We start from the raw sequence: 19,373 nt of genomic DNA, 5'->3' as shown, positions 1-19,373 counted from the left end.
ACGGATGGATGAAAAAAAGCGACACGAACTTATACAAACGGGTTGGGAAATGCACAGTGCGGTGGAAGAAGCCTACCTTCGCCATCCCGCCACCAGGCAAGATCAGAACGCCGCGGACGCTTGGCGCGAGAAGCAGCGTTTACTGTTGGCTGACATGGCGATTCATTTATTGCAAACAGCAATTGCGCCAGGACCCATCGAGCGCGATAAATTGAGGAACAATTTGCACGCCATTCTCACCATTTCGGATCCATTCTTGCCGCTTGCCGAACTTAAAAAGGCAACGGAAAAGCTCTATAGCGGCAGTTAACTGGCCGATGGGAACCCTGGGCGCTGACCGTACCGGCCGAACAATTTTCCCGTCGTCCAGGTGCGGTTGGCAAACCACAGCAGCAAAGCCGACGCGGCCAGCGTGCAGATCGCATACGTGAGTGGCGCCACCCGCACATGCATCGAAGCGTCAAGCGACGGAGAAAACAGCAGGCTCACGCAGTAAATACCCCCAACCAGCTTGATCCGCGCCGGACCGTAACGGCCCGCCAGTACCAGCGCGCCACTGGTCATCAGAGCCAATTCCAGCAGCCTTGGCCAATAGCCCAGCAGATTGGCGAGCAACAGTGAACTACTGACGCCGCGGCCAAGCAACCAGGCGCCAAGCAGTGCATACGCGGCCAGCATGAGCAGCAATTGCGCCGCGAACGTGAAGCCGAAAATGCGCGTTGCGATGCGGCCGCGCCGCAGACCGCCGGGCACCAGCAGTTCGCGCAGGTGCAGGTCGCGCATCAGCAATGAACAGCTGATGAAGGCAGCGCCCATCGCCAGGCCGCCCAAGCGCGCCAGGTCGAGCACGCCGTCATGGGCCACCGGCCGGGTCGTCAGCAGCGCCAGCGGCATGCCGATTTGGAGTACCCGCTGTGTCAGGAGTGCTGCCGTGGAAGCGGGGCCCGGGATGCCGTTTTGGTCCCAGCCGAGGATCGTCCAGCGCCGCAGTTGCGCACCGAACCAGAGGTGCAAGCCACCCGTGCGCTTCGGCTGCGAGCGGTACGATTGCAAGCCACGTTCGCGTTGCAACTGTGTGCCCAATAGCAGGGCAGGGAACAGCAGTACGCATCCGGCCAGCAGCAGCGGCGGCAAGCCGTCAAGCCCGGCGAGCACCTTGTCCACACCGCCGATCAGCACTGCGACGCCCGCCAGCCAAGGCGCCGCTTCCAGCAGCCAGGCCAGCGCCATGCTCCCCCGGCCAGTGCCCGGCGCTCTTCTTAACAGGCCGAGACAGGCCGTGAGCGAGACGAGGGCGGCGCCGCTCAGCGGGGTGTACGGGGAGTGCGGAAGCTGGAATTGCAAACCGATGCCCGCGGACAGGAAAGCCCAGGTCAGGGCCAGGCGCATGCTGGTGCCGCGGATCAGGCTCTGGCGCAGGCGGCGCGGCGACTGGCGTTCGCCGAGCATGACGAGCGCGCGGACCAGCTGTGCACTTTGAAAGCGGGCCACCCAAAACATGGTACCCATCACGGGCAACATCAGCACGGTGCTCGCCGCTGCTAGCGGCCGCCCGGGAGCCGCATCGAAGACGAGCATGCAGATCCAGTACACCAGGAAAATCGCCATCACGAGCAGGTAGGCTTGTGCATGGCGCATCGGTTTGAGGATGGCGGTGCTCATTGATTCAGTTCCGCGAATAGTTCGGGCAGTGTCATGGCCTTGCCGGCAGCGGCCAGTGAGGGCGCGTGGCGAGTGTCGATGATCATGCTCGCGTGGCGCGGCGGCGCACTGACGATGGCGGCCGGGTCCACGGCGCTGGCGGCCGGCACCAGCCGCAGGTAGTCGAGCATGGCATCCCAGGTGTCGAGCAGTTGCAAAACGCCGCCGCGCATGAAAGCGACGTGCGAGACCACCCGTTCAAGGTCGGTCAGGACATGGCTGGAGATCATGACCGTGCGTTCGCACGCGTCGCCGCGGGCGAACATGGCGCGCATGAATTCCTGGCGCGTGAGGGGGTCGAGGCTGGCGACCGGTTCGTCGAGCAGCAGCAAGTCCGGGTCGTGCGAAAGGGCCATCACGAGGGCCATTTTTTGCTGGTCGCCGCCGGACAGTTCGCCCACCTTGCCCGCCAGCGGCAACTGGAAACGCGCCGCGAGCACGTCGCAGCGCTCCAGGCTCCAGCCGGGATACGCTTCGCCGACCAGGCGCAGGTGGTCCGACACCACCATCCATTCAAGCAGGTCAGGCGTCTGGCCGACGTAGCCGAGGCGCGCGCGGGTGGCGTCGTCCAGGTCAAGCGAGGCTCGCCCCAGCAGTTGGCTGGCGCCGCTGTCGGGCTCCTGCAGCCCGGCGAGGCAGCGCAGCAAGGTCGACTTGCCCGCACCGTTGCGCCCCACCAGACCGACTACCGCGCCGGACGGGATGTCGAAGGTGATGCGGTCGAGAATGGTGGCGTCGGCGTGGCGGACGGTTAGGCGCTGGGCGCTGATGGCCGGCTTATTCATTATCTTCTTTCTGGGTAAATTGTTGCAGGCTCAGTTCAAACAGGGACATTGCGTCGGCGTTGCTCAGGCCAAGCTGGCGGACCGTGCGTGCGGCGGCGTCGAGCGCCGGTTGCAGCATTGCCAGCTTTTCCTGGTGCGGCGTGACGCCTGTGACCGCGGCGATGGCCATGCCCACCCCGCGCAGCCGCACCAGTAGTTGCTCGCCTTCCAGCAAACTGTAGGCCTTGCTGACGGTCATCGGGTTGATCGCATAGTGCTGCGCCACGGCGCGCACGGAAGGCAGCGCATCGCCAGGCTTGAGCTGGCCGCTGGCGACCCGGCGCCGTATCTGCTCAACAATTTGGCGGTAGATCGGGGTTGGGGCGTTCGGAAAGATGTCAAAGTCCATGTGAATCAGTGTATCACTACAATAATTCACCTAGCTAGTTCTTTTCAGCGCGCTGGTAGTATTGCTGTAATAGAATGGTTGCTAGCGAGTTAATGGAAGCAAGTTATGGCGTCGAATAAAAAGCCGGCCGGTAGCGCAGTTCCAGACAATTGCCGCAGCGGCACCATCATGGACGTGGCGCACATCGTCATCCTGATGCAGGAAAACCGTTCCTTCGACCATTACTTCGGCACCATGCCCGGCGTGCGCGGCTTTGGCGACCGCTTCCCGATCCCGGTTCCCGTTTCAGCTCTCGCCCCAAGCGGGCAGGAGCGCGACGTCTGGACCCAGCGCGCCGCCGATGGCACACTGATCTCGCCATTCCATCTCGATACCGGACAATCCTTCGCGCACATGCGCGCAGCGGGAACGCCCCACACCTGGCCGGACGCGCAGCGCGCCTGGAACAACGGCATTCTCGATGCCTGGCCCACGCACAAGCACAAGCACGCGATGGGCTACTTCACGCAAGCGGACATCCCCTTCCAGTTCGCGCTGGCCAACGCCTTTACGGTATGCGACGCCTACCATTGCGCGGTCCAGGCGGGCACCAATCCGAACCGCGTGTACGCCTGGACCGGCAGCATCGATCCGCTGCGGCAGGGCCATAGTCCGGTCATCGGCAACAGCTACGACAACGTGCTTTTCGACCCGGACGGCGGTTACACCTGGAGCACCTATGGTGAGCGCCTGCAGGCGGCGGGCGTGAGCTGGCAGGTGTACCAAGACACGGCCGACAACGACACCGACAATCCGCTGGCCGGTTTCAAGGCATTTCGCGACGCCCTAGCCGGCGTGAGCGGATCGGATCCTGCGCTACGCGAACGCGGCATGAGCACCCGCACGCTGGACCAGCTGCGCGCCGACGTTGCCGCTGGCACCCTGGCGCAGGTGTCGTTCATCGTCGCCACCGCCGACGGATCCGAGCATCCCGTCCCTTCCAGCCCGGCGCAGGGCGCCAATTACACGGCGGGCGTCATCGGGGCGCTCAGCGCATGCACCCAGGTGTGGAGCAAGACCGTGCTGCTGCTGATGTTCGATGAAAACGACGGCTTTTTTGATCACATGCCGCCCCCGGCCGCGCCCTCGTACCAGCGCTGGGACGCCGATCCGGACCAGGCCGTGCTGGCGGGCGCCTCGACGGTCACCACGGCCGGCGAATACCACGAATTTGCCAGCACCGAGGCGAGCGAAACGCCGGAGCTGATGCACCGCCCCTATGGCCTGGGCCCGCGCGTGCCGATGTATGTGATTTCGCCGTGGAGCACGGGCGGTTGGGTCAATTCGCAGGTGGTCGATCACAGCTCCGTGATCCGGTTCATGGAGCGGCGTTTCGGCGTGCCGGAGCCGAATATTTCGCCATGGCGGCGCGCCGTGTGCGGCGACCTGACGAGCGCTTTTGACTTCACCCGTCCGGATGATCGCGCGTTTTTCGCCGCGCTGCCCGCCACCGGCGAGCTGGCCGCGCGCGCGCGAACTGGCCGGCACCGTGTTGCCGGCGCCGCCGCCGCTTGCCTCCCTGCCTGTGCAGCAGGGCGGCACCAAACCATCGCGCGCGCTGCCCTACGTGCTGCACGTCCATGACCTGATCGACAATGACCGCATCGCGCTTGCCTTCGTCAACAGCGGGCAGGCCGGCGCCGTGTTCCATGTCTATGACGAGCGCCGCCTGCAGCTTGGACCGCGCCGCTACACGGTTGAAGCGGGCAAGGAGCTGCGGGCCGATTGGCTGCCCGACGCCGACGGCGGCTACGACTTGTGGGTGCTGGGCCCGAACGGCTTTCATCGCCATTTTTGCGGCCACGGATCGCAAGGCCTGGCAGTGCGCTGCGCTGATGGCGTTGACGGCATTGCCATCGCGCTGGCCAATCCCGAACCTGGCGCGCTCGCCTGCACGGTCAGCGACAACGTCTATGGCGCGCCGGCCTGGATTGTCACCGTCGCGCCAGGCGCGAGCGCGGTGCGCCTCTGGCCGCTTGCCGCCAGCGGCAACTGGTACGACCTGAGCGTGCAGGTGCACGCGTGGCCCGGCTACCTGCGGCGTCTGGCCTGGCGCATCGAAACCGGGAGCGACGGCATCAGCGACCCGGCGATGGGCGCCGTTCTGCGATAATGACTGCCTTGCTCCATGTCCCGGCCGTCCCTCCATGCAATTCTCCCTGAACGATATCCTTCGACACTACGATCGCGGCACCTATTCCCGGGGCCACGACTATGCGCAGCGCGGCAAGGTGCGCGCGCTGGCGATGGTGCGCGGCGTGATCCAGAGCGAAGTGAGCGGTAGCGGCGGCCATCTGTACCGCCAGTCCATTTCATTCGGCGCCTCCAAGTCGGGCGTCGTCATTGACGGCGACTGCTCTTGTCCCATGCAATCGAATTGCAAGCACGTGGTGGCGGCCCTGCTCGCGTATCTGGACCGGGAACCGTTCATGGCAAACGAGCCCGATGCCGGCCCGGTCGTCCCGCAAGCCATGTCGGCCTGGCTGCAGCAGGTCGAGCAGATGCAAAAGATCGCCGACAAGAGCGCCGCCAAGCCAAAAAAAGTGCGGACCGCGTCGCTGCGCCTGCTGTTCGTGCTGCAGCCCGATCACATCTTCCACCGCATCGATGTGCGCGTGGCCAAGGCAAAAATGGACGACGGCAAGGTCGTTTCCGCCACCCTGTTCGGCGACTCCTACAGCCTGCTGCGCAACACGCAGCCGTTTGTCCGGGCTGCCGACCGGGCCGCCGTGGCGCTGCTGGTCGGCATGGCCAACGGCGGCCTGTACGCTTCTCCGACCGCCGAGGTGCACGGCGAAGACGGCGCCCGCTTCCTGCGCCAGGCGCTCGACGGTGGCGCGCTGGCCTGGGCCGATGAGCATAGCGACCTCAAGACCGGCAACCTTCAGTTGCTGGAACAGGGGCCGGCGCGCGCCGGCCAGATCGCCTGGATTTCCGAGGGCGAGCACAGCGACAGTCTGCGCCTGGACTGGCAGTTCACGGGCGCCGAAGCGGTGGCCTGCGTCTTGCCAACCGTGCCGCCCATGTATGTGCATGGCGGGCGGGTGGGCGAATTCATCCTGCCCGATTCGGCCCGGACGGTGCCGATCGCCGAACTGCAGGCGCTGCTGCTGCACGCGCCGCCGGTCAGCCCGCGCGACCGCGACGCCGTCGCGCGCCGCATCGTCGAGCAGGGCCTCGGTTTGCTGCTGCCCGCGCCCCCCAACTTGCAGAACTCGGTGCGCAGCGATATCGCGCCGCTACCCGTGCTGTGGCTGGGCAGCATTGCCAAGCGCGACCCGCATACCGGCCAGACCGGCTGGGATGACTACGCGGTGCTCGGCTTCGACTACGACGGCGAGCGCGCCGGCCCCGCCGGCGACATCCACCGGCATACAGCGGCCGGTTTTGAAACCATCGTGCGCGACATGGCGCGCGAAGCAGCAGCGGCAGCCATGCTGGCCGACTTCGGCTTTTCGGTGCCGGCCGCGCTCAAGGGCATGCGGCGCCTGGCGCACCTCGACGCCTGGATGCGCTTCGCGCGCGAGCAATTGCCGCTGCTGCGCGAGGCTGGCTGGGAGATCGAGCAAGACCCGTCGTTCCGGTTCGACCTGACCGAGGTCGACGACTGGTATGCCGACGTCGAGCAGGGCGACGAAGGGGGCAGCGCCTGGTTCGACCTGGAACTTGGCATTGTCGTCAATGGCAGCCGCGTGGCGCTCATGCCGCTGCTGCTGCAGCTGATCGGCAGCGCGCCGCACGAATTCAATCCGGCTGCGCTCGAAGCCCATCCGGACCATGAACAATTGCTCGCGCAACTGCCCGACGGCGTGCGCGTGGCGCTGCCTTGGGGCCGCATCAAGCCCATCTTGCGCACCCTGGGCGAACTGTATTTCACCGACCACGTAGGCAGCACGCTGCGCCTGTCGGCGCTGGACGCGGCGCGCCTGGCCGAACTGGAGGCGAGCGCGCGCCTGCGCTGGGCGGGCGGCGCCCAACTGCGCGCGCTCGGCCACAAGCTGCGCGACTTCAAGGGCGTGCAGGCGGTCGCCGCGCCGGCGGGCTTGCAGGCCAGCTTGCGCGCCTACCAGTTCGACGGCCTGGCGTGGATGCAGTTCCTGCGCGAGTTTGGCATGGCGGGCATCCTGGCCGACGACATGGGCTTGGGCAAGACGGTGCAAACGCTAGCCCACATTCTGGTGGAAAAAGAAGCCGGCCGTTTGACTTCGCCGGCACTGGTGGTGGCGCCCACCAGCCTGATGGGCAACTGGCAGGCCGAGGCGGCGCGTTTTGCGCCCGGCCTGCGCGTGCTGCTGCTGCACGGCGCCGAGCGCCAGCAGCATTTTGCCCATATCGGCCAGTACGACCTGGTGCTGACCACCTACGCCTTGCTGGCGCGCGACGAAACGCAGCTGCGCGCGCAGCGCTTCCACCTCTTGATCCTGGACGAGTCGCAATACATCAAGAACAGCCGCGCCAAGGCGGCGCAGACGGCAGCATTGCTGGTGGCCACGCATCGCCTGTGCCTGACCGGCACGCCGCTGCAAAACCACCTGGGCGAATTGTGGTCGCAGTTTCATTTTCTGATGCCCGGCCTGCTGGGCGAGGAAAAAGCGTTCAATGCGAATTACCGCAAACCGATCGAAAAGCTGGGCGACGCCAGCCGGAAGGATTTTCTGGTGCGCCGCATCAAGCCATTTTTGCTGCGCCGCACCAAAGACGCGGTGGCCAAGGAATTGCCGGCCAAGACCGAGATGGTGCGCGAAGTCGAACTGACCGGGCTGCAGCGCGACCTGTACGAAACGGTGCGCCTGGCGATGGATAAAAAAGTGCGCGACGCGATTGCCAGCAAGGGCGTGGCGCGCAGCCAGATCGTGATCCTCGACGCGCTGCTTAAGCTGCGCCAGGTTTGCTGCGACCCGCGCCTGGTCAAGATCGCCGGCAAAAAGGGTGCCCCGGCGCCGTCGGCCAAGCTGGTCGAGCTGATGGACATGATCGTCGAGCTGCTCGACGAAGGGCGCAAGATCCTCGTGTTCTCGCAATTTACCAGCATGCTGGCATTGATCGAGGACGAGCTGCGCGCGCGCGCCATAGCGTACGCGCTGCTGACGGGCGAAACGCGCGACCGCACCGGTCAAGTGGCCGCTTTTCAGCGCGGCGATGTACCGCTATTTTTGATCAGCCTGAAGGCGGGCGGCGTGGGCTTGAACTTGACGGCGGCCGACACCGTGATCCACTACGATCCGTGGTGGAATCCGGCGGCCGAAAACCAGGCCACCGACCGCGCCTGGCGCATCGGCCAGGACAAGCCGGTGTTTGTCTACAAGCTGATTGCGCGCGGCACGCTGGAACAGAAAATCCAGGAATTGCAACGCAAGAAAGCCGACCTGGCCGATGCCGTGCTCGACGGCGGCGCCTCGCAAAACCTGGCGCTGACCCAGGACGACTTGCAAGCCATCCTGGCGCCGCTGCACGAACAGAAGTAGCGCGCTGCAGCCACGGCAAAGGCAGGGTGCCGTCCTGGACGGCGCCCTGCGGTGCTAACGTGCGACAATCGTTTTCCAACACATTGACTTGGGAATACGATGAAAAAACTACTTTGCATGCTGGCCATGGTGCTTGCCGGAAGCGCGCAAGCCCAGGTCCACTTCGAATCGGGCAGCACCCGTCCCATCAACCCCGGCGCGGCGACGGTCCAGATCGAGCAACAGCAGCGCATGGCGCCGCGCGTGAGGGCGCAAAAGCTGGTGCGCTGCCGCGACGGCTCGCGGCGCGTGGTGCGCCAATGCCGGCATCACGGCGGGGTAGCACGCCGCTGACGAATACTGGCGCGCACGCAAGGTCGGCGTTCGCTCCGGCCCGCGTGCGCTTAGCCGTCAATCACAACGCCAAGCTGTGGGTTGGCGTTGTCGATTGAGGAAACTGTTAAAAACGCTACAGCACGGCCAGCGCCGGCCCGCCGGGCTTCCCCAGCCACGTGGTCGCAAAGCGTTTTTGCGCCGCTGCCAGTGCGGCCGCGTCACCGCGCTGGCGATACACCTCGACCAGCCCGCGCAGCGCCCAGCCGTTCGACGGCGTGCGCGCCAGCGAGGCGCGAAAGGCCTGTTCGGCGTCGTCTAACCGGCCCGCGCGCAGCAGCACGGCGCCCAGCGACTGGCGCACCGGGTAGTACCAGTACGGCGGCTCGGTGTAGGGCCGGGCATCTTGCACCGCGACCGCCTCCTGGTAAGCCCGGATCGCCCGCGGCAAGTCGCCCGCAGCGTCAGCCAGGCGCCCGGCCGCTACTGCGCGCGCCGTATGCACCATGTCCTGCGCCGGGATGCCCCACTTGGCAATCGGGGTAAAGTCGGCCGTGCGCTCGATCTGCGCGATGGCGTCGATTTCCTTCTGGCTCTCGCTGAGCGCGCCGGTACGGGCGTAGCCGGTGGCGCGCGCGTAATGCCACATGGCCCGGACCAGCACCAGGTCGGGGCCGGGATCGGGCAGCGCGAGCAGCACTTCCGGACGGCTGAACTGCACGTGCGAAAAATAGGGCGCGGCCTTGACTGGCTGCAAGTTGGCAAAGTCCTTGAGCAGCGCCGCCGGCAGCGCCCGGTCCAGCTTGGCGGCAGCGGCGAGCGCCGTCTTGCCGTCGCCGCCCATCAGTGCCGACACCATCACGAAGTGGATGTTGTGCGGGTAGTAGGCGCCCTTGTAGACCGGATCGCTGCCGGAGCGGCGGAAGTACCGTTCGTCGGCGGCAATCGCGTCCAGGTTGGCCTGCAGCGCTTCCTTGTACATGCCGACCCGGTAGTAGATGTGGGACGGCATGTGCACAATGTGGCCGGCGCCCGGTATTTGCCGGGCCAGCACGCGCGCCACCGGCAAGGCCTTGTCGGGGTGGGTCGACGCTTCCATCGCGTGGATATGGTAGTGGGCCGCGCCGGGATGGGTGGGGTTGCGCTCGAGTACCCGTTCGAGCGCGTCGACCATCTCGGCGGTGCGGTTCTTGGGCTTGCTGCCGGCCGCTTCCCAGTAATCCCAGGGCGACAGGTCCATCAGCGCTTCGGCGAACAAGACCTGGATCGTGTCGTCGTTGGGAAAGGCGTGCGCGGCCTCGGTCATGGCGTCGGCGTAGGCGCGGTCGAGCGGGGCCCGGTCGGCCGCCGTCTCGTGGGTGTAGCGGCGGGCGACGGCGCGGATCAAGGCCTGTTCGGCCGGGCGCGCACTACCGGCCAGGCGCAGCGCTTGCGCGGCTGCCGCTGCGGCAGGCGCTGCGGCGGCGGGAAACATGGGCGCGTTGATGTTGGGACCGAGCACCAGTGCCTCGCCCCAGAAACACATGGCGCAGCCGGGGTCGAAGCGCTGGGCGGCGCGGAAGGCCTGGGCCGCTTCGGCGTGGTTGAAGGCAAACGTCAGGCGCATGCCCTGGTCAAAATATGCCTGGGCCCTGGGGTTGGCCGTACTGACGGGAACATGCAGTTTTCCCAGGTCGGCAAACAGTGGCGGCAGGGCTGCGTTGATCTGAATGGGACCTTGCTGCGCAGAGCGGAAGGGCGCCGTTTCGCCCTGGGCCTGGATCAGCCGCGCCAAGAGCAGCGGCGGGCCGCCTTGTGCTGGCATGCACGCAGCGCCAGAGGAAAACAAAGGATCGAACGCGACGGGATCAAACGCGATGGCATCGAACGCGACCGGATCGAACGCGATGGGATCGAACGCGGCCAGCGACGGCCTGACGAAGGTTACGGCAAATAGCGCACCACCAGTGAGCGATGCGGCAATGATCGTCTGTTTCAGTTTCATAATTCCCCCTTCGGCCTGTGCGTATGGGGCCGAATGCGACGTCGGAGTAGCTTAGATGCGGGGCGGGGCGGCGAGTTCCCGCCGCGCGTTCGTCCGCCGCGCCCCGCACTGGTCCCTTCGATTCCGGTGTTCGTCGCACGCGTTTCCCCGGGGGGCGGTGGCGCGCTTATCCTCGTCGCACCACAACAACGCTGCGAGGACTTTTCCATGAATCTGATAGTGAGCCGTGTGCCGCTTGCGGCCGTTATGGCGCAAGTTTTGATGGGGCTGTTCCTGGTGCTGGCGCTGGCCGTGCTCTAGGGATCGATTGTCGATCTGCAACGCAACCATTACACTTGAAACACAATGAAACTTTTCAACACGCTCTGGAAGGGGCTGCGCCGCGCGGGCAGTCTGGTATATCAAGGTAACGATTTGTCGGTGCACAGCGGCGTGTGGGTTACGCGCATTTCGCGCGAGGCCGTGCTGGTGCAGTTCCTGCTCATGGCGGCCATTGTCGCCTTTGAGCTGCTGATGTGGTGGAGTTCAAACCGTTCCCCCAGGCGCTGGACGGGCATTGCCATGATGTTGTGCGTCTTGCCGCCCGTTGCGGTGAGCACCTGGCTGGCGCACACGCTCGACAAGCATCCGGACCGGCCGCCGTCCAACCGGATATTTGCCGCCTGGGCTGCACTCACGGCGGTGCTCGGCTTGCCTTTGGGCCACCTGGCATTTTTTTTGCTGCAGCAAGTCCAGCCGATTGCCAATGTGTCGCGCTTCATGCGCTTTTTTCCGGAAATTGGCGTCGGCTTCCTGATTGCCACCAGCTACTGGCGGCTGGTGATCATCCGCCTGTGGCACGAACGCGTTGCCAATGAAGCGCTCAAGCGGCACACCGCCGAGCAAGGCCAGGCGCTGGCAGAAGCCCGGCTGCAGATGCTCAAGGCGCAGATCGAGCCGCATTTTTTGTTCAATACCCTGGCCAGCGTGCAGCACCTGGTGCGCAACGATCCGGCCCAGGCCGATTTTTTGCTGACCAAGCTGATCAGCTACCTGCGGCAAGCGATTCCGGAAGTGCGCGGCGCGGCGTCGACGCTGGAGCGCGAATTTGCGTCGGTCCAGACCTATCTGGACATTGTGCGCGTGCGCATGGGCGCTCGCCTCGAGGTGAACGTGCACTGCGATCTGGCGCTGGCGCAAGTGGCCTTTCCCGCGCTGATCATCCACACGCTGGTGGAAAACGCCATCAAGCACGGCATTGAAATGAAAACCGGCGCCGTGCGCATTGCCGTGCTGGCGCGCAGCGTCGCGCTTGGCGCGCAGCGGGAGATTGTCATCAGCGTCGAGGATAACGGGGTTGGGTTTGGTGCGGCCGAGACGGTCAGCGGCGGCGTGGGATTGCGCAACATCCGCGACCGCCTGGCCGCAGCTTATGAGGGCCGCGCCCGGCTCGACATCAGCGCCGCGCATGGCGGCGGCGTGTGCGCCACCGTCACCATTGCGGGGAACCCCGCATGACCGTGACCGCCATCATTGCCGACGACGAGCCGTTCGCGCTGGCCGGCCTGGTCGACGCGCTGGCGCAGGTGTGGCCGGAACTGACCGTGCTGGCCACGGTCCGCGACGGCCTTGACGCTTTCCAGGCGATCCAGGCGCACCGGCCCACGCTGGCGTTCCTGGACATCCGCATGCCCGGCATGACCGGCCTGCAAGTGGCCGAGGCGCTGGGCGGGCAAACCATCGTGGTGCTGGTGACGGCGTACGACAACTACGCCTTGAGCGCATTTGAAAAAGGCGTGGCCGACTATGTGCTCAAGCCGGTCGAATTGGCGCGCCTGGCAAAGGTCGTGCTGCGCCTGAAGGAGCGCATCGTGCAGGGCGTGGCCAGCCGGGCGCCAGCGCCAGTGCCGAGCGCGCATGCGGCGCCGTCGCAGGCGCTGCAATGGATCAAGGCGTCAGTCGGCGCGCAAGTGCGGCTGATCCACGTGGACGACGTCCACTATTTCGAGTCGGACGCGAAGTACACGCGCGTGGTGACGGCCGACAGCGAAGCCTTGATCCGCATGCCGCTGCGCGAGTTGATCGAGCAGCTCGATGCGCAGTGGTTCTGGCAGGTGCACCGCAGCGCGGTGGTCAACGTGCGGCACGTGGCCAGCGTGTACCGGGTCGATGAGAACATGGAAGTGATCCTGAAGGAGCGGCCGGAGCGGATCAGGGTGTCGGTGGCGTACCAGGGCTTGTTCAAGCAGATGTAGCGGCGCTGGCGGGAGCATGCGTGGCCGCGGCATAGCCCGCGCCAGCCGCCACGCCCGACAGCAACGTGCCCCAGGCCATGTCGATGATGGTCAGCTGCCACGGCCAACCGCGCAAGGTGGCTAGGTTGCTCAAGTCATAGGTGCCATATGCCACCAGGCCAAGCAGGCCGCCCAGCCCGGCCGCGGCGCGCCAGTCGCGCTTGCGCACGGCGGGCGCGACGGCAAACACGACCAGTCCCATCGGGTACAACACGTAAAACAGCGCTGCCGGCGCCAGCTTCGGTTCGGCCAGCATCAGCGCGCCGATATACGCTTGGTAGGTAGCGCCCATCAGCACGGTAAGCCAGAGGGCGTCGATGGCCAGCAGCGTGAGCATGGTGGCGAAAAAGGCGAACAGCAGCTTGCGGACACTCATGCGGGGAACCTTTGCGGGATAACTGTTCAATTTCAGAAGTAAGTTCTTGAACGCTAACACAAACCTGCGTGACGCGCCGTTCAGCGTGGCGCGCCCAGTGCCTGGGTCCAGTACACCCGGCCGGCGCGCTCGCCGCCGCTGATGGCAAAGGCCGCGCCCATCTCGGTAAAGCCGGGGTTCATGATATTGACGCAGTGGCCCGGGCTGTCGAGCCAGCCGGCGACGGCATCGGCCGCGCTATCTTGCCCGGCGGCGATGTTTTCGCCGATCAGGCGCCAGCCATAGCCCGCTTGTGTTGCGCGCTGCGCCACCTGGCGCCCGTCCTTGCCTTGGTGGCTGAAATAGCGCTGCTCGGCCATGTCGCTGCTGTGACTGAACGCCGCCTGGGCCAGCGCGTTATTCCAGGCCAGCGGCGCGGCAGCGTCGAACTGTTGCTTGCCGCAGGTGCGCGGCGCGGCGCGCGCCGCGTTGACGGCCGCCAGGATTGCCGGGCCGGCACTGTGCGCGTCCGGCAGCATGCGCACCGGCGCCGGCGGGGCGCTCTGGGCCAGCACCAGCATCCAGGTGTCGCCCGTGCGCGTAACGCCGGCAGCGGTAAATTGCGGGTTCAGCAGTGCGGCGCAGTGCGTGACGAGCATGGCGGCCAGCACTGACCGGGCTTCGCCCGCGCCGCTGACCGAAATGGCGTCGGCCTGCGCCACCGGATAGCCGGCCCGTTCCAGCACCTGGTCGAGGAAGACGCCGGCGCCGATGTTCAGATCGGCCAGGGCCGGATGCGCGGCAAGGGGCGCCACCGGAGCCGGTACGCGCTCGCCGCAGCGGCCGGGCGCGGCGCGGTAGGCATTGACGGCGTCGATCAACGGGTCGCGCTGCCCGGCCAGCACGGGGCTGGCGGCGAGCAGCGCCACTGCCAGGGCCAGGCCTGGCGCTCCGTACGGGCGCGCGGCATGGTGCAATTGTAAGTACAGCGTGCTTTTCGTTTCCATGAAGAGAAAATGTCGTCCTGACGTTACGGGCAATGTCGGTTCCAGGAGGATACGCCATGACTGCCAGCGCATGTGGCCGGACGAAAAAAACGCCAACCCCAGGGTTGGCGTTTTTCTTGGTGCGTTTATCTTGCCGCTCATCGCGGCCAGCGTGCGCAATTAAGGCGCGGGCTGGGTCACGGTATTTTTTTGCAGGGTCACTTCGGTCTGGGCCAGCAGGCGGCCGTTGATCGTTGCGCCGGTCTTCACGGCGACCAAGGTCTTGGCCAGCACGACGCCTTCAAAGTGGGCCGTGGTGCCGATCGTGACCACGTCGGCTGCCTGCCAGAACACGTTCTTGGCCAGCACGCCGCCGGTCAGGTTCACGCGCGTGGCGCTGGCCTGTTTGATGCCACCGGCGATCTGGAAGATGAACACATCGGTCGAGCTGCCGGTCAGCGTGACGTCGGTCGAGATCTTGACGTCGGTGCCCCATTTGTACAGACCTGGCTTGAGCGTCAAGCCGCCGATTTCGCCGGTACCGAGTTCAGTGAAATCCGGGCGCACACGGCCGGCTGCATCGAGGTAGGCAGTTTGCATGTCGCTCACGGCTGACGTGAGCAGGGTGGCCGCGGTTACGCTGCAAGGCAACGGGCCGGCGGCATCGACGGTGTAGAGGATGCCGGTGGCGAGTTCACCGCAGGTAAGACCAATGGCCGCGCCGGTAATCGGGCTGGCGCCCACGTCGCCGTTGATGACCGAAGCGTATACATCTGTGATGCCGGTCTTGCTCAGCAGGGCAAAGGTGCCCGCTGAACCGAGCTTGACCGGAGCCTGTGAACTTGCTGCGCCGGCAATGGCGGGCACTGCGAGCAGTGCGCTCAACAGCGTGGCAAGGAATAAGGCGCGTGGCTGGGTGTCAAAACGGGTCATGGGTTTCTCTCTATTTTTTGCGCATCCACCACCGGGTTTTTCGGGTGATGAATGGGCCGGCACGGGGGCCGTTGCAGTGCCTACGTTATACAGTTGTTGCTTTACATTATTGTGTGCGGTAGCGCGCTTAGTTACACAAGTTACATTTGACTGGGCTCCATATTTGACATTCAGGAGCGAGAAGCGCGCCCGAAGGCGCGGGAAAATGGTCAGCCGGCGCTCTCGACCGGCAGCCGGGCCGCGGTCCAGCCCGTGATACCGGCCGACATCACCCGTACGTCCGTGTACCCCAGCTGCTTTGCGCGCCTGGCAGCGCCCGGCGCCTTCCTGCACAGTGGATTCGAGCAATAAAACACCAAGCCCGCGCTTTTGTCAGCCGGCAGCGCGCCCGCATCGAAGTCGACGCCCAGATTGATCGCCCCCGGCACCCGCGCCTTCTGCCACGATTGCCGGGAGTTGACGTCGATAATGGTCAGCGCACCACCCTGCATGCGCACGTGCAAGTCTTGTGGTGAGATGGACTTCAGTCCCATCAGCATGGCGAACATGGCATCCTCCTTCAGCTTGGTGCGTTGCCGGCGCCGGTGCGCACGCAGCGCAGCACGGCAAGAATCAGCGCAAAAGCGAGCACGGCGCCACCGATCAGGCCAGCCATGGCGAACGGGGCCAACAGCCAGGCCGTACTGTAGCCAAGGCCGCCGAGCACCAGTGCCCAGCCGGCAAAGCGGCGCGCAGCCTGGTCTTGCGCGGCCGTGCAGCGTCGCCGCGCGCGTGCCACCAGCGCCTTGGGAATAGCGTCGGCATACACCACCACCACCGCGCCCAGCATGGCGCCAAGCAGCCGGTGCGACAGCTCGGTGCTGATATACACCGGCGCCAGCCATGCCAGTGCGGCCGAGACGGCAATGATGATGGCCGCGGCAAGCAGGGAGCGGCCCAGCGGGGAAGCGGTATTGGCGGCACTCATGGTTTCTCCTTCGATGACGAGTTGGTCGTGCCCGTTTCCGGGCGGCTTACCTGCAGGCCGAACGTTTGCGCAAACATGAGCAGTGCATCTTCGAGCACCGACAGCTTGAGGCGGTAAGTGATCGTGCGCCCCTGCTTTTCCGGCGCGATGAGACCGGCCGCAACGAGCACGGCAAAGTGGGCCGACATGGTTGGCTTGGAAACGTCGAACAGGTCGGCCAGTTCGCCCGCGCCCAGCGGTCCTTGCTGCAAATGCTGCAGGACCTGGCGGCGGGTGGGGTCGGACAAGGCTTTGAAGATTGTGCTCATGTGATCGATTATTAGCTAACCATCGAACTATTGCAAGCAAAATCGGCGGCAATCCCCAATCTGCCGGGCCGCCAGGTTTGCTATGCTAGCGCCTTTGCACCGGCGCGCGCAGGTGCCTTTATTTTACGAAAGTGGCAAGTATGGCCTCGTTACAAGAGCAGTTTTTGAAATCCGGCCTGGTCGACAAGAACAAGGCCAAGCAGGCCAACCAGGAAAAGACCAAGCAAAAAAAGGACGAGCGCCGCAGCGGCACGCAGACGGTCGATGAAGTGCGCCTGGCCGCGCTGGAAACGCAGCGCAAGAAAGCCGAACAGGCGCGCGAAGCGAACGCCCAGCGCGATGCAGCCGCCACCCAGAAGGCGATCCTGGCGCAGATTGCGCAAATGGTACAAAAGAACCGCCAGAACAAGGGCAATGGCGACATCGCTTACAACTTCACGCACAACAACAAGATCGACCGGATCTATGTATCGGCCGCGGTGCAGGCGCACCTGATGGCGGGGCGCCTGGTGATCGTGCGTCAGGGTACGGCCACCGACTTGGTGCCGCGCGTGATTGCCGACAAGATCGCCGAACGCGACGCCTCGATGGTAGTCCGTGTGAACAAAAAAGCCAGCACCGAGGTCGATGCCGACGATCCGTACGCGGCGTTCCAGATTCCCGACGACCTGATGTGGTAGCCGCGGGGCGCGCGCTGCGTACGTACGCGGCGGCGCCACACATGCATATCCGATTTATCGCGCGTGGCCTGTTCAGTGACCACCGTCTGCTTTAGCATCTGACGGACAACAAACCTCGTCAGGAGCGAAACATGCAACGAACCTTGTGCAATACCGTCATCGTGGGGCTGCTGGCCGGCATGTCGTGCGTGGCCTCGGCGGGTCTGGCCACGGCGGCGCCAATCGTGGAGGCCGCGCGCTCCGGCGTTGACGTCGGCTCGCACGACAGCGCGGTGCGCGCCCAGGATGACTTCTTTCGCTATTCGCTGGGCAAGTGGCTCAATGACGTCGAGATTCCGGCGGACCGTGCCAGCTGGGGCGCTTTCAACATCGCCCAGGATAATGTGGAGAAGCAAATCCTGGCGCTGGTTGAAAAGGCAGACCAAGACCCGCAGGCCGGCGCGGACGGGCGCAAGATCGGCGACTACTACGCCAGCTTCATCGATGAAAAGCGCCGCAACGCGCTCGGTCTCGCGCCGCTCAAGGCCGAGCTGGCCGGCATTGCCGCGCTGCGCGACACGCGCCAGCTGGCAGCGCTGATCGCCCACTTTACGCGCATAGGCGTGGGCACGCCGCTCAACCTGTCGGTGGGCCAGGACAACCGCAACGCCACACGCACCATCGTCAATATTTCGCAGTCCGGTCTTGGTATGCCCAACCGCGACTATTACCTTGCGCTCGATGACGCCAAGCTGGCGGCCACCCGCGCCAAGTACCAGGCGCACGTGCAAAGCATGCTGGCGCTGGCCGGCCACGAGCAGGGGGCGACCGAAGCGGCGAACATCGTCGCGCTCGAGACCGAGATCGCGCGCGCTCAGTGGAGCGCAGTCGACAACCGCGACCCGGTAAAGGCTTACAACAAGCTCGACCTGGCCGCGCTGAACAAGCTGATGCCCGGCTTTGACTGGCCGGCCTACCTGAAGGGAACTGGTGTGCAAGGCAAGGTGACGTCACTGATCGTCAGCCAGCCGAGCTACCTGGGCGCGCTGGATGCCATCATGCACGAGACGCCGCTGGCAACCTGGCAATCGTATTTCACCTTCCGCCTGCTCAGTTCAACGGCGCCTTTCCTGTCGCAGCCGTTCGCCGACGAGAGCTTTGGCTTTCGCGGCGTGGTGCTGTCGGGCGCGAAAGTGAACCGGCCGTTGCAGCAGCGCGCCATTGGTGAAGTGAACCGCGCGATGGGCGAAGCGGTGGGCGCGGCCTACGTGAAGGCGCATTTCCCGGCCGAGCGCAAGCGGCAGGTGGAAGCGATGGTGAAAAACTTCCTGGCCGCGTTCAAGGATGGCATCGCCACGCTGGACTGGATGTCGCCCGAGACAAAGCAACAGGCGCAGGTCAAACTGTCGAAAATTGGCGTGAAGGTGGGCTACCCCGACAAATGGCGCGACTACAGCGCCCTGAAGGTGGCGCGCGCGGACCTGCTGGGCAACGTGATGCGCGCGCGCGCCTTTGCGCATGAACACGATATCGCCAAGCTGGGCAAGCCGGTTGACCGGCTGGCGTGGGAAATGACGCCGCAAACCGTGAACGCGTATTACAGCCCGGAGATGAACGAGATCGTGTTTCCGGCTGCGCGCCTGCAGTACCCCTTGTACGATCCGAACGCCGAGCCGGCGATCAATTATGGCGCGGTCGGCATTTCGATCGGGCACGAGATCAGCCACGCCTTTGACGACCAGGGCGCGCAGTACGACGGCGACGGCAACCTGCGCAACTGGTGGACCAAGGAAGACAGCGCCAAGTTCGCCGCGCGCGGCAAGGTGCTGGTGGCGCAATACGGCGCCTACAGTCCGCTGCCGGGATACTTCATCAATGGTGAATTGACGCTGGGCGAAAATATTGCCGACAACGCGGGCGCGGTCATGGCCAGCCGCGCGTACCGCATCTCGCAAGGCGGCAAGGAGGGGCCGGTGATTGATGGTTTTAGCGCCGAGCAGCGCCTGTTCATGGGCCTGGCGCAGGCGCGGCGCGGCAAGGCGCGCGAGCCGAGCCTGATCGCGCAGGTCAAGTCCGATCCCCATTCGCCGGCCGAGTTCCGCGTCAACGGAAGCATGCGCAATCACCCGGGGTTTTACCAGGCCTTCGACGTCAAACCGGGCGACAAAATGTATTTGCCGCCGGAGCAGCGGGTGATTTTTTGGTGAAGTGAAGTGGG

At 65.2% G+C, this 19,373-nt stretch carries 19 protein-coding genes; 9 read left to right on the top strand and 10 right to left on the bottom strand.

What is annotated here, in order from left to right; translation table 11 throughout:
* Positions 1–4 precede the first annotated feature (4 nt).
* On the top strand, positions 5–310 hold the full coding sequence (locus tag ACP7D4_RS00190; RefSeq protein ID WP_426207452.1) for a hypothetical protein: 306 nt from the start codon (positions 5–7) through the stop codon (positions 308–310).
* Here ACP7D4_RS00190 and ACP7D4_RS00185 read toward each other — a convergent pair.
* From ACP7D4_RS00185 to ACP7D4_RS00175, 3 genes are read right to left on the bottom strand one after another with little or no spacing between them, the layout of a single operon-like run.
* Complete coding sequence (locus ACP7D4_RS00185; protein ID WP_426207451.1) at positions 307–1,662, bottom strand: hypothetical protein; 1,356 nt, start codon at positions 1,660–1,662, stop codon at positions 307–309. The genes ACP7D4_RS00190 and ACP7D4_RS00185 overlap by 4 nt on opposite strands.
* The gene (locus ACP7D4_RS00180; RefSeq protein WP_426103566.1) at positions 1,659–2,486 is read right to left on the bottom strand and encodes an ABC transporter ATP-binding protein; all 828 of its coding nucleotides are present in this window, start codon (positions 2,484–2,486) and stop codon (positions 1,659–1,661) included. Before ACP7D4_RS00180 ends, ACP7D4_RS00185 begins: the two co-directional genes overlap by 4 nt.
* Positions 2,479–2,874 carry a GntR family transcriptional regulator gene (locus ACP7D4_RS00175; RefSeq protein ID WP_426103567.1) on the bottom strand — a complete coding sequence of 132 codons (396 nt, stop codon included), beginning with the start codon at positions 2,872–2,874 and terminating at the stop codon, positions 2,479–2,481. The genes ACP7D4_RS00180 and ACP7D4_RS00175 overlap by 8 nt, the downstream gene beginning before the upstream one ends.
* A gap of 105 nt (positions 2,875–2,979) precedes the next feature.
* Between ACP7D4_RS00175 and ACP7D4_RS00170 the strand changes: the two genes are divergently transcribed.
* The 4 genes from ACP7D4_RS00170 (at position 2,980) to ACP7D4_RS00155 (ending at position 8,711) form a co-directional block, all read left to right on the top strand.
* Positions 2,980–4,497, top strand: coding sequence for a phosphocholine-specific phospholipase C (locus ACP7D4_RS00170; RefSeq protein ID WP_426207450.1), 1,518 nt, complete (start codon positions 2,980–2,982; stop codon positions 4,495–4,497).
* The gene (locus ACP7D4_RS00165) at positions 4,403–5,026 is read left to right on the top strand and encodes a phospholipase domain-containing protein (protein ID WP_426207449.1); all 624 of its coding nucleotides are present in this window, start codon (positions 4,403–4,405) and stop codon (positions 5,024–5,026) included. The genes ACP7D4_RS00170 and ACP7D4_RS00165 overlap by 95 nt, the downstream gene beginning before the upstream one ends.
* A gap of 34 nt (positions 5,027–5,060) precedes the next feature.
* Positions 5,061–8,378, top strand: coding sequence for an SNF2-related protein (locus tag ACP7D4_RS00160; RefSeq protein ID WP_426207448.1), 3,318 nt, complete (start codon positions 5,061–5,063; stop codon positions 8,376–8,378).
* Positions 8,379–8,477: 99 nt separating this feature from the next.
* The gene (locus tag ACP7D4_RS00155; RefSeq protein ID WP_426207447.1) at positions 8,478–8,711 is read left to right on the top strand and encodes a hypothetical protein; all 234 of its coding nucleotides are present in this window, start codon (positions 8,478–8,480) and stop codon (positions 8,709–8,711) included.
* 115 nt (positions 8,712–8,826) lie between these two features.
* On the opposite strand, the gene ACP7D4_RS00150 is transcribed toward ACP7D4_RS00155, so the two are convergent.
* Positions 8,827–10,674 (bottom strand): hypothetical protein, encoded by a 1,848-nt coding sequence (locus tag ACP7D4_RS00150; protein ID WP_426207446.1) that lies wholly within the window; start codon positions 10,672–10,674, stop codon positions 8,827–8,829.
* A 345-nt stretch (positions 10,675–11,019) separates the two neighbouring features.
* Here ACP7D4_RS00150 and ACP7D4_RS00145 point away from each other — a divergent pair, with 345 nt between their 5' ends.
* Together ACP7D4_RS00145 and ACP7D4_RS00140 are read left to right on the top strand one after the other, a co-directional pair.
* Positions 11,020–12,171: a sensor histidine kinase gene (locus ACP7D4_RS00145; protein WP_426207445.1), complete on the top strand. Its 1,152-nt coding sequence runs from the start codon at positions 11,020–11,022 to the stop codon at positions 12,169–12,171.
* Positions 12,168–12,908, top strand: coding sequence for a LytR/AlgR family response regulator transcription factor (locus ACP7D4_RS00140; protein ID WP_426103574.1), 741 nt, complete (start codon positions 12,168–12,170; stop codon positions 12,906–12,908). Before ACP7D4_RS00145 ends, ACP7D4_RS00140 begins: the two co-directional genes overlap by 4 nt.
* Here the strand turns inward: ACP7D4_RS00140 and ACP7D4_RS00135 are convergent.
* The 6 genes from ACP7D4_RS00135 to ACP7D4_RS00110 all read right to left on the bottom strand — a co-directional run bounded on the left by ACP7D4_RS00135 (position 12,895) and on the right by ACP7D4_RS00110 (position 16,496).
* Positions 12,895–13,323, bottom strand: a complete 429-nt coding sequence (locus tag ACP7D4_RS00135; RefSeq protein WP_426103575.1) for a DUF2177 family protein — start codon at positions 13,321–13,323, stop codon at positions 12,895–12,897. The two genes, ACP7D4_RS00140 and ACP7D4_RS00135, sit on opposite strands and share 14 nt — an antisense overlap.
* 80 nt (positions 13,324–13,403) lie before the next feature.
* A complete protein-coding gene (locus ACP7D4_RS00130; protein ID WP_426207444.1) occupies positions 13,404–14,309 on the bottom strand; it encodes a CAP domain-containing protein in 906 nt (301 codons plus the stop codon).
* 159 nt (positions 14,310–14,468) lie between these two features.
* A complete protein-coding gene (locus tag ACP7D4_RS00125) occupies positions 14,469–15,221 on the bottom strand; it encodes an ice-binding family protein (RefSeq protein ID WP_426207443.1) in 753 nt (250 codons plus the stop codon).
* Between the two features lie 209 nt (positions 15,222–15,430).
* A complete protein-coding gene (locus tag ACP7D4_RS00120) occupies positions 15,431–15,769 on the bottom strand; it encodes a rhodanese-like domain-containing protein (RefSeq protein WP_426207442.1) in 339 nt (112 codons plus the stop codon).
* Between the two features lie 11 nt (positions 15,770–15,780).
* The gene (locus ACP7D4_RS00115) at positions 15,781–16,188 is read right to left on the bottom strand and encodes a hypothetical protein (RefSeq protein ID WP_426207441.1); all 408 of its coding nucleotides are present in this window, start codon (positions 16,186–16,188) and stop codon (positions 15,781–15,783) included.
* Positions 16,185–16,496 carry a metalloregulator ArsR/SmtB family transcription factor gene (locus ACP7D4_RS00110; protein ID WP_426207440.1) on the bottom strand — a complete coding sequence of 104 codons (312 nt, stop codon included), beginning with the start codon at positions 16,494–16,496 and terminating at the stop codon, positions 16,185–16,187. Before ACP7D4_RS00110 ends, ACP7D4_RS00115 begins: the two co-directional genes overlap by 4 nt.
* 140 nt (positions 16,497–16,636) lie before the next feature.
* On the opposite strand from ACP7D4_RS00110, the gene ACP7D4_RS00105 reads away from it, so the two are divergent.
* Positions 16,637–17,176, top strand: a complete 540-nt coding sequence (locus ACP7D4_RS00105) for a DUF2058 domain-containing protein (protein WP_426103581.1) — start codon at positions 16,637–16,639, stop codon at positions 17,174–17,176.
* 131 nt (positions 17,177–17,307) lie between these two features.
* On the top strand, positions 17,308–19,362 hold the full coding sequence (locus tag ACP7D4_RS00100) for a M13 family metallopeptidase (protein ID WP_426207439.1): 2,055 nt from the start codon (positions 17,308–17,310) through the stop codon (positions 19,360–19,362).
* Positions 19,363–19,373: the final 11 nt, after the last annotated feature.

This window comes from Massilia sp. TWP1-3-3 (assembly GCF_049897805.1).
Lineage (GTDB): Bacteria > Pseudomonadota > Gammaproteobacteria > Burkholderiales > Burkholderiaceae_D > Telluria_A.
This window is presented reverse-complemented; position numbering and strand designations above follow the sequence as displayed.

Bases quoted from the DNA above. Each gene is read 5' to 3' on its own strand.
- ACP7D4_RS00190 (WP_426207452.1), top strand. From the start codon at position 5: ATGGATGAAAAAAAGCGACACGAACTTATACAAACGGGTTGGGAAATG.
- ACP7D4_RS00185 (WP_426207451.1), bottom strand. From the start codon at position 1,662: ATGAGCACCGCCATCCTCAAACCGATGCGCCATGCACAAGCCTACCTG.
- ACP7D4_RS00180 (WP_426103566.1), bottom strand. From the start codon at position 2,486: ATGAATAAGCCGGCCATCAGCGCCCAGCGCCTAACCGTCCGCCACGCC.
- ACP7D4_RS00175 (WP_426103567.1), bottom strand. From the start codon at position 2,874: ATGGACTTTGACATCTTTCCGAACGCCCCAACCCCGATCTACCGCCAA.
- ACP7D4_RS00170 (WP_426207450.1), top strand. From the start codon at position 2,980: ATGGCGTCGAATAAAAAGCCGGCCGGTAGCGCAGTTCCAGACAATTGC.
- ACP7D4_RS00160 (WP_426207448.1), top strand. From the start codon at position 5,061: ATGCAATTCTCCCTGAACGATATCCTTCGACACTACGATCGCGGCACC.
- ACP7D4_RS00155 (WP_426207447.1), top strand. From the start codon at position 8,478: ATGAAAAAACTACTTTGCATGCTGGCCATGGTGCTTGCCGGAAGCGCG.
- ACP7D4_RS00150 (WP_426207446.1), bottom strand. From the start codon at position 10,674: ATGAAACTGAAACAGACGATCATTGCCGCATCGCTCACTGGTGGTGCG.
- ACP7D4_RS00145 (WP_426207445.1), top strand. From the start codon at position 11,020: ATGAAACTTTTCAACACGCTCTGGAAGGGGCTGCGCCGCGCGGGCAGT.
- ACP7D4_RS00140 (WP_426103574.1), top strand. From the start codon at position 12,168: ATGACCGTGACCGCCATCATTGCCGACGACGAGCCGTTCGCGCTGGCC.
- ACP7D4_RS00135 (WP_426103575.1), bottom strand. From the start codon at position 13,323: ATGAGTGTCCGCAAGCTGCTGTTCGCCTTTTTCGCCACCATGCTCACG.
- ACP7D4_RS00130 (WP_426207444.1), bottom strand. From the start codon at position 14,309: ATGGAAACGAAAAGCACGCTGTACTTACAATTGCACCATGCCGCGCGC.
- ACP7D4_RS00125 (WP_426207443.1), bottom strand. From the start codon at position 15,221: ATGACCCGTTTTGACACCCAGCCACGCGCCTTATTCCTTGCCACGCTG.
- ACP7D4_RS00120 (WP_426207442.1), bottom strand. From the start codon at position 15,769: ATGTTCGCCATGCTGATGGGACTGAAGTCCATCTCACCACAAGACTTG.
- ACP7D4_RS00115 (WP_426207441.1), bottom strand. From the start codon at position 16,188: ATGAGTGCCGCCAATACCGCTTCCCCGCTGGGCCGCTCCCTGCTTGCC.
- ACP7D4_RS00110 (WP_426207440.1), bottom strand. From the start codon at position 16,496: ATGAGCACAATCTTCAAAGCCTTGTCCGACCCCACCCGCCGCCAGGTC.
- ACP7D4_RS00105 (WP_426103581.1), top strand. From the start codon at position 16,637: ATGGCCTCGTTACAAGAGCAGTTTTTGAAATCCGGCCTGGTCGACAAG.
- ACP7D4_RS00100 (WP_426207439.1), top strand. From the start codon at position 17,308: ATGCAACGAACCTTGTGCAATACCGTCATCGTGGGGCTGCTGGCCGGC.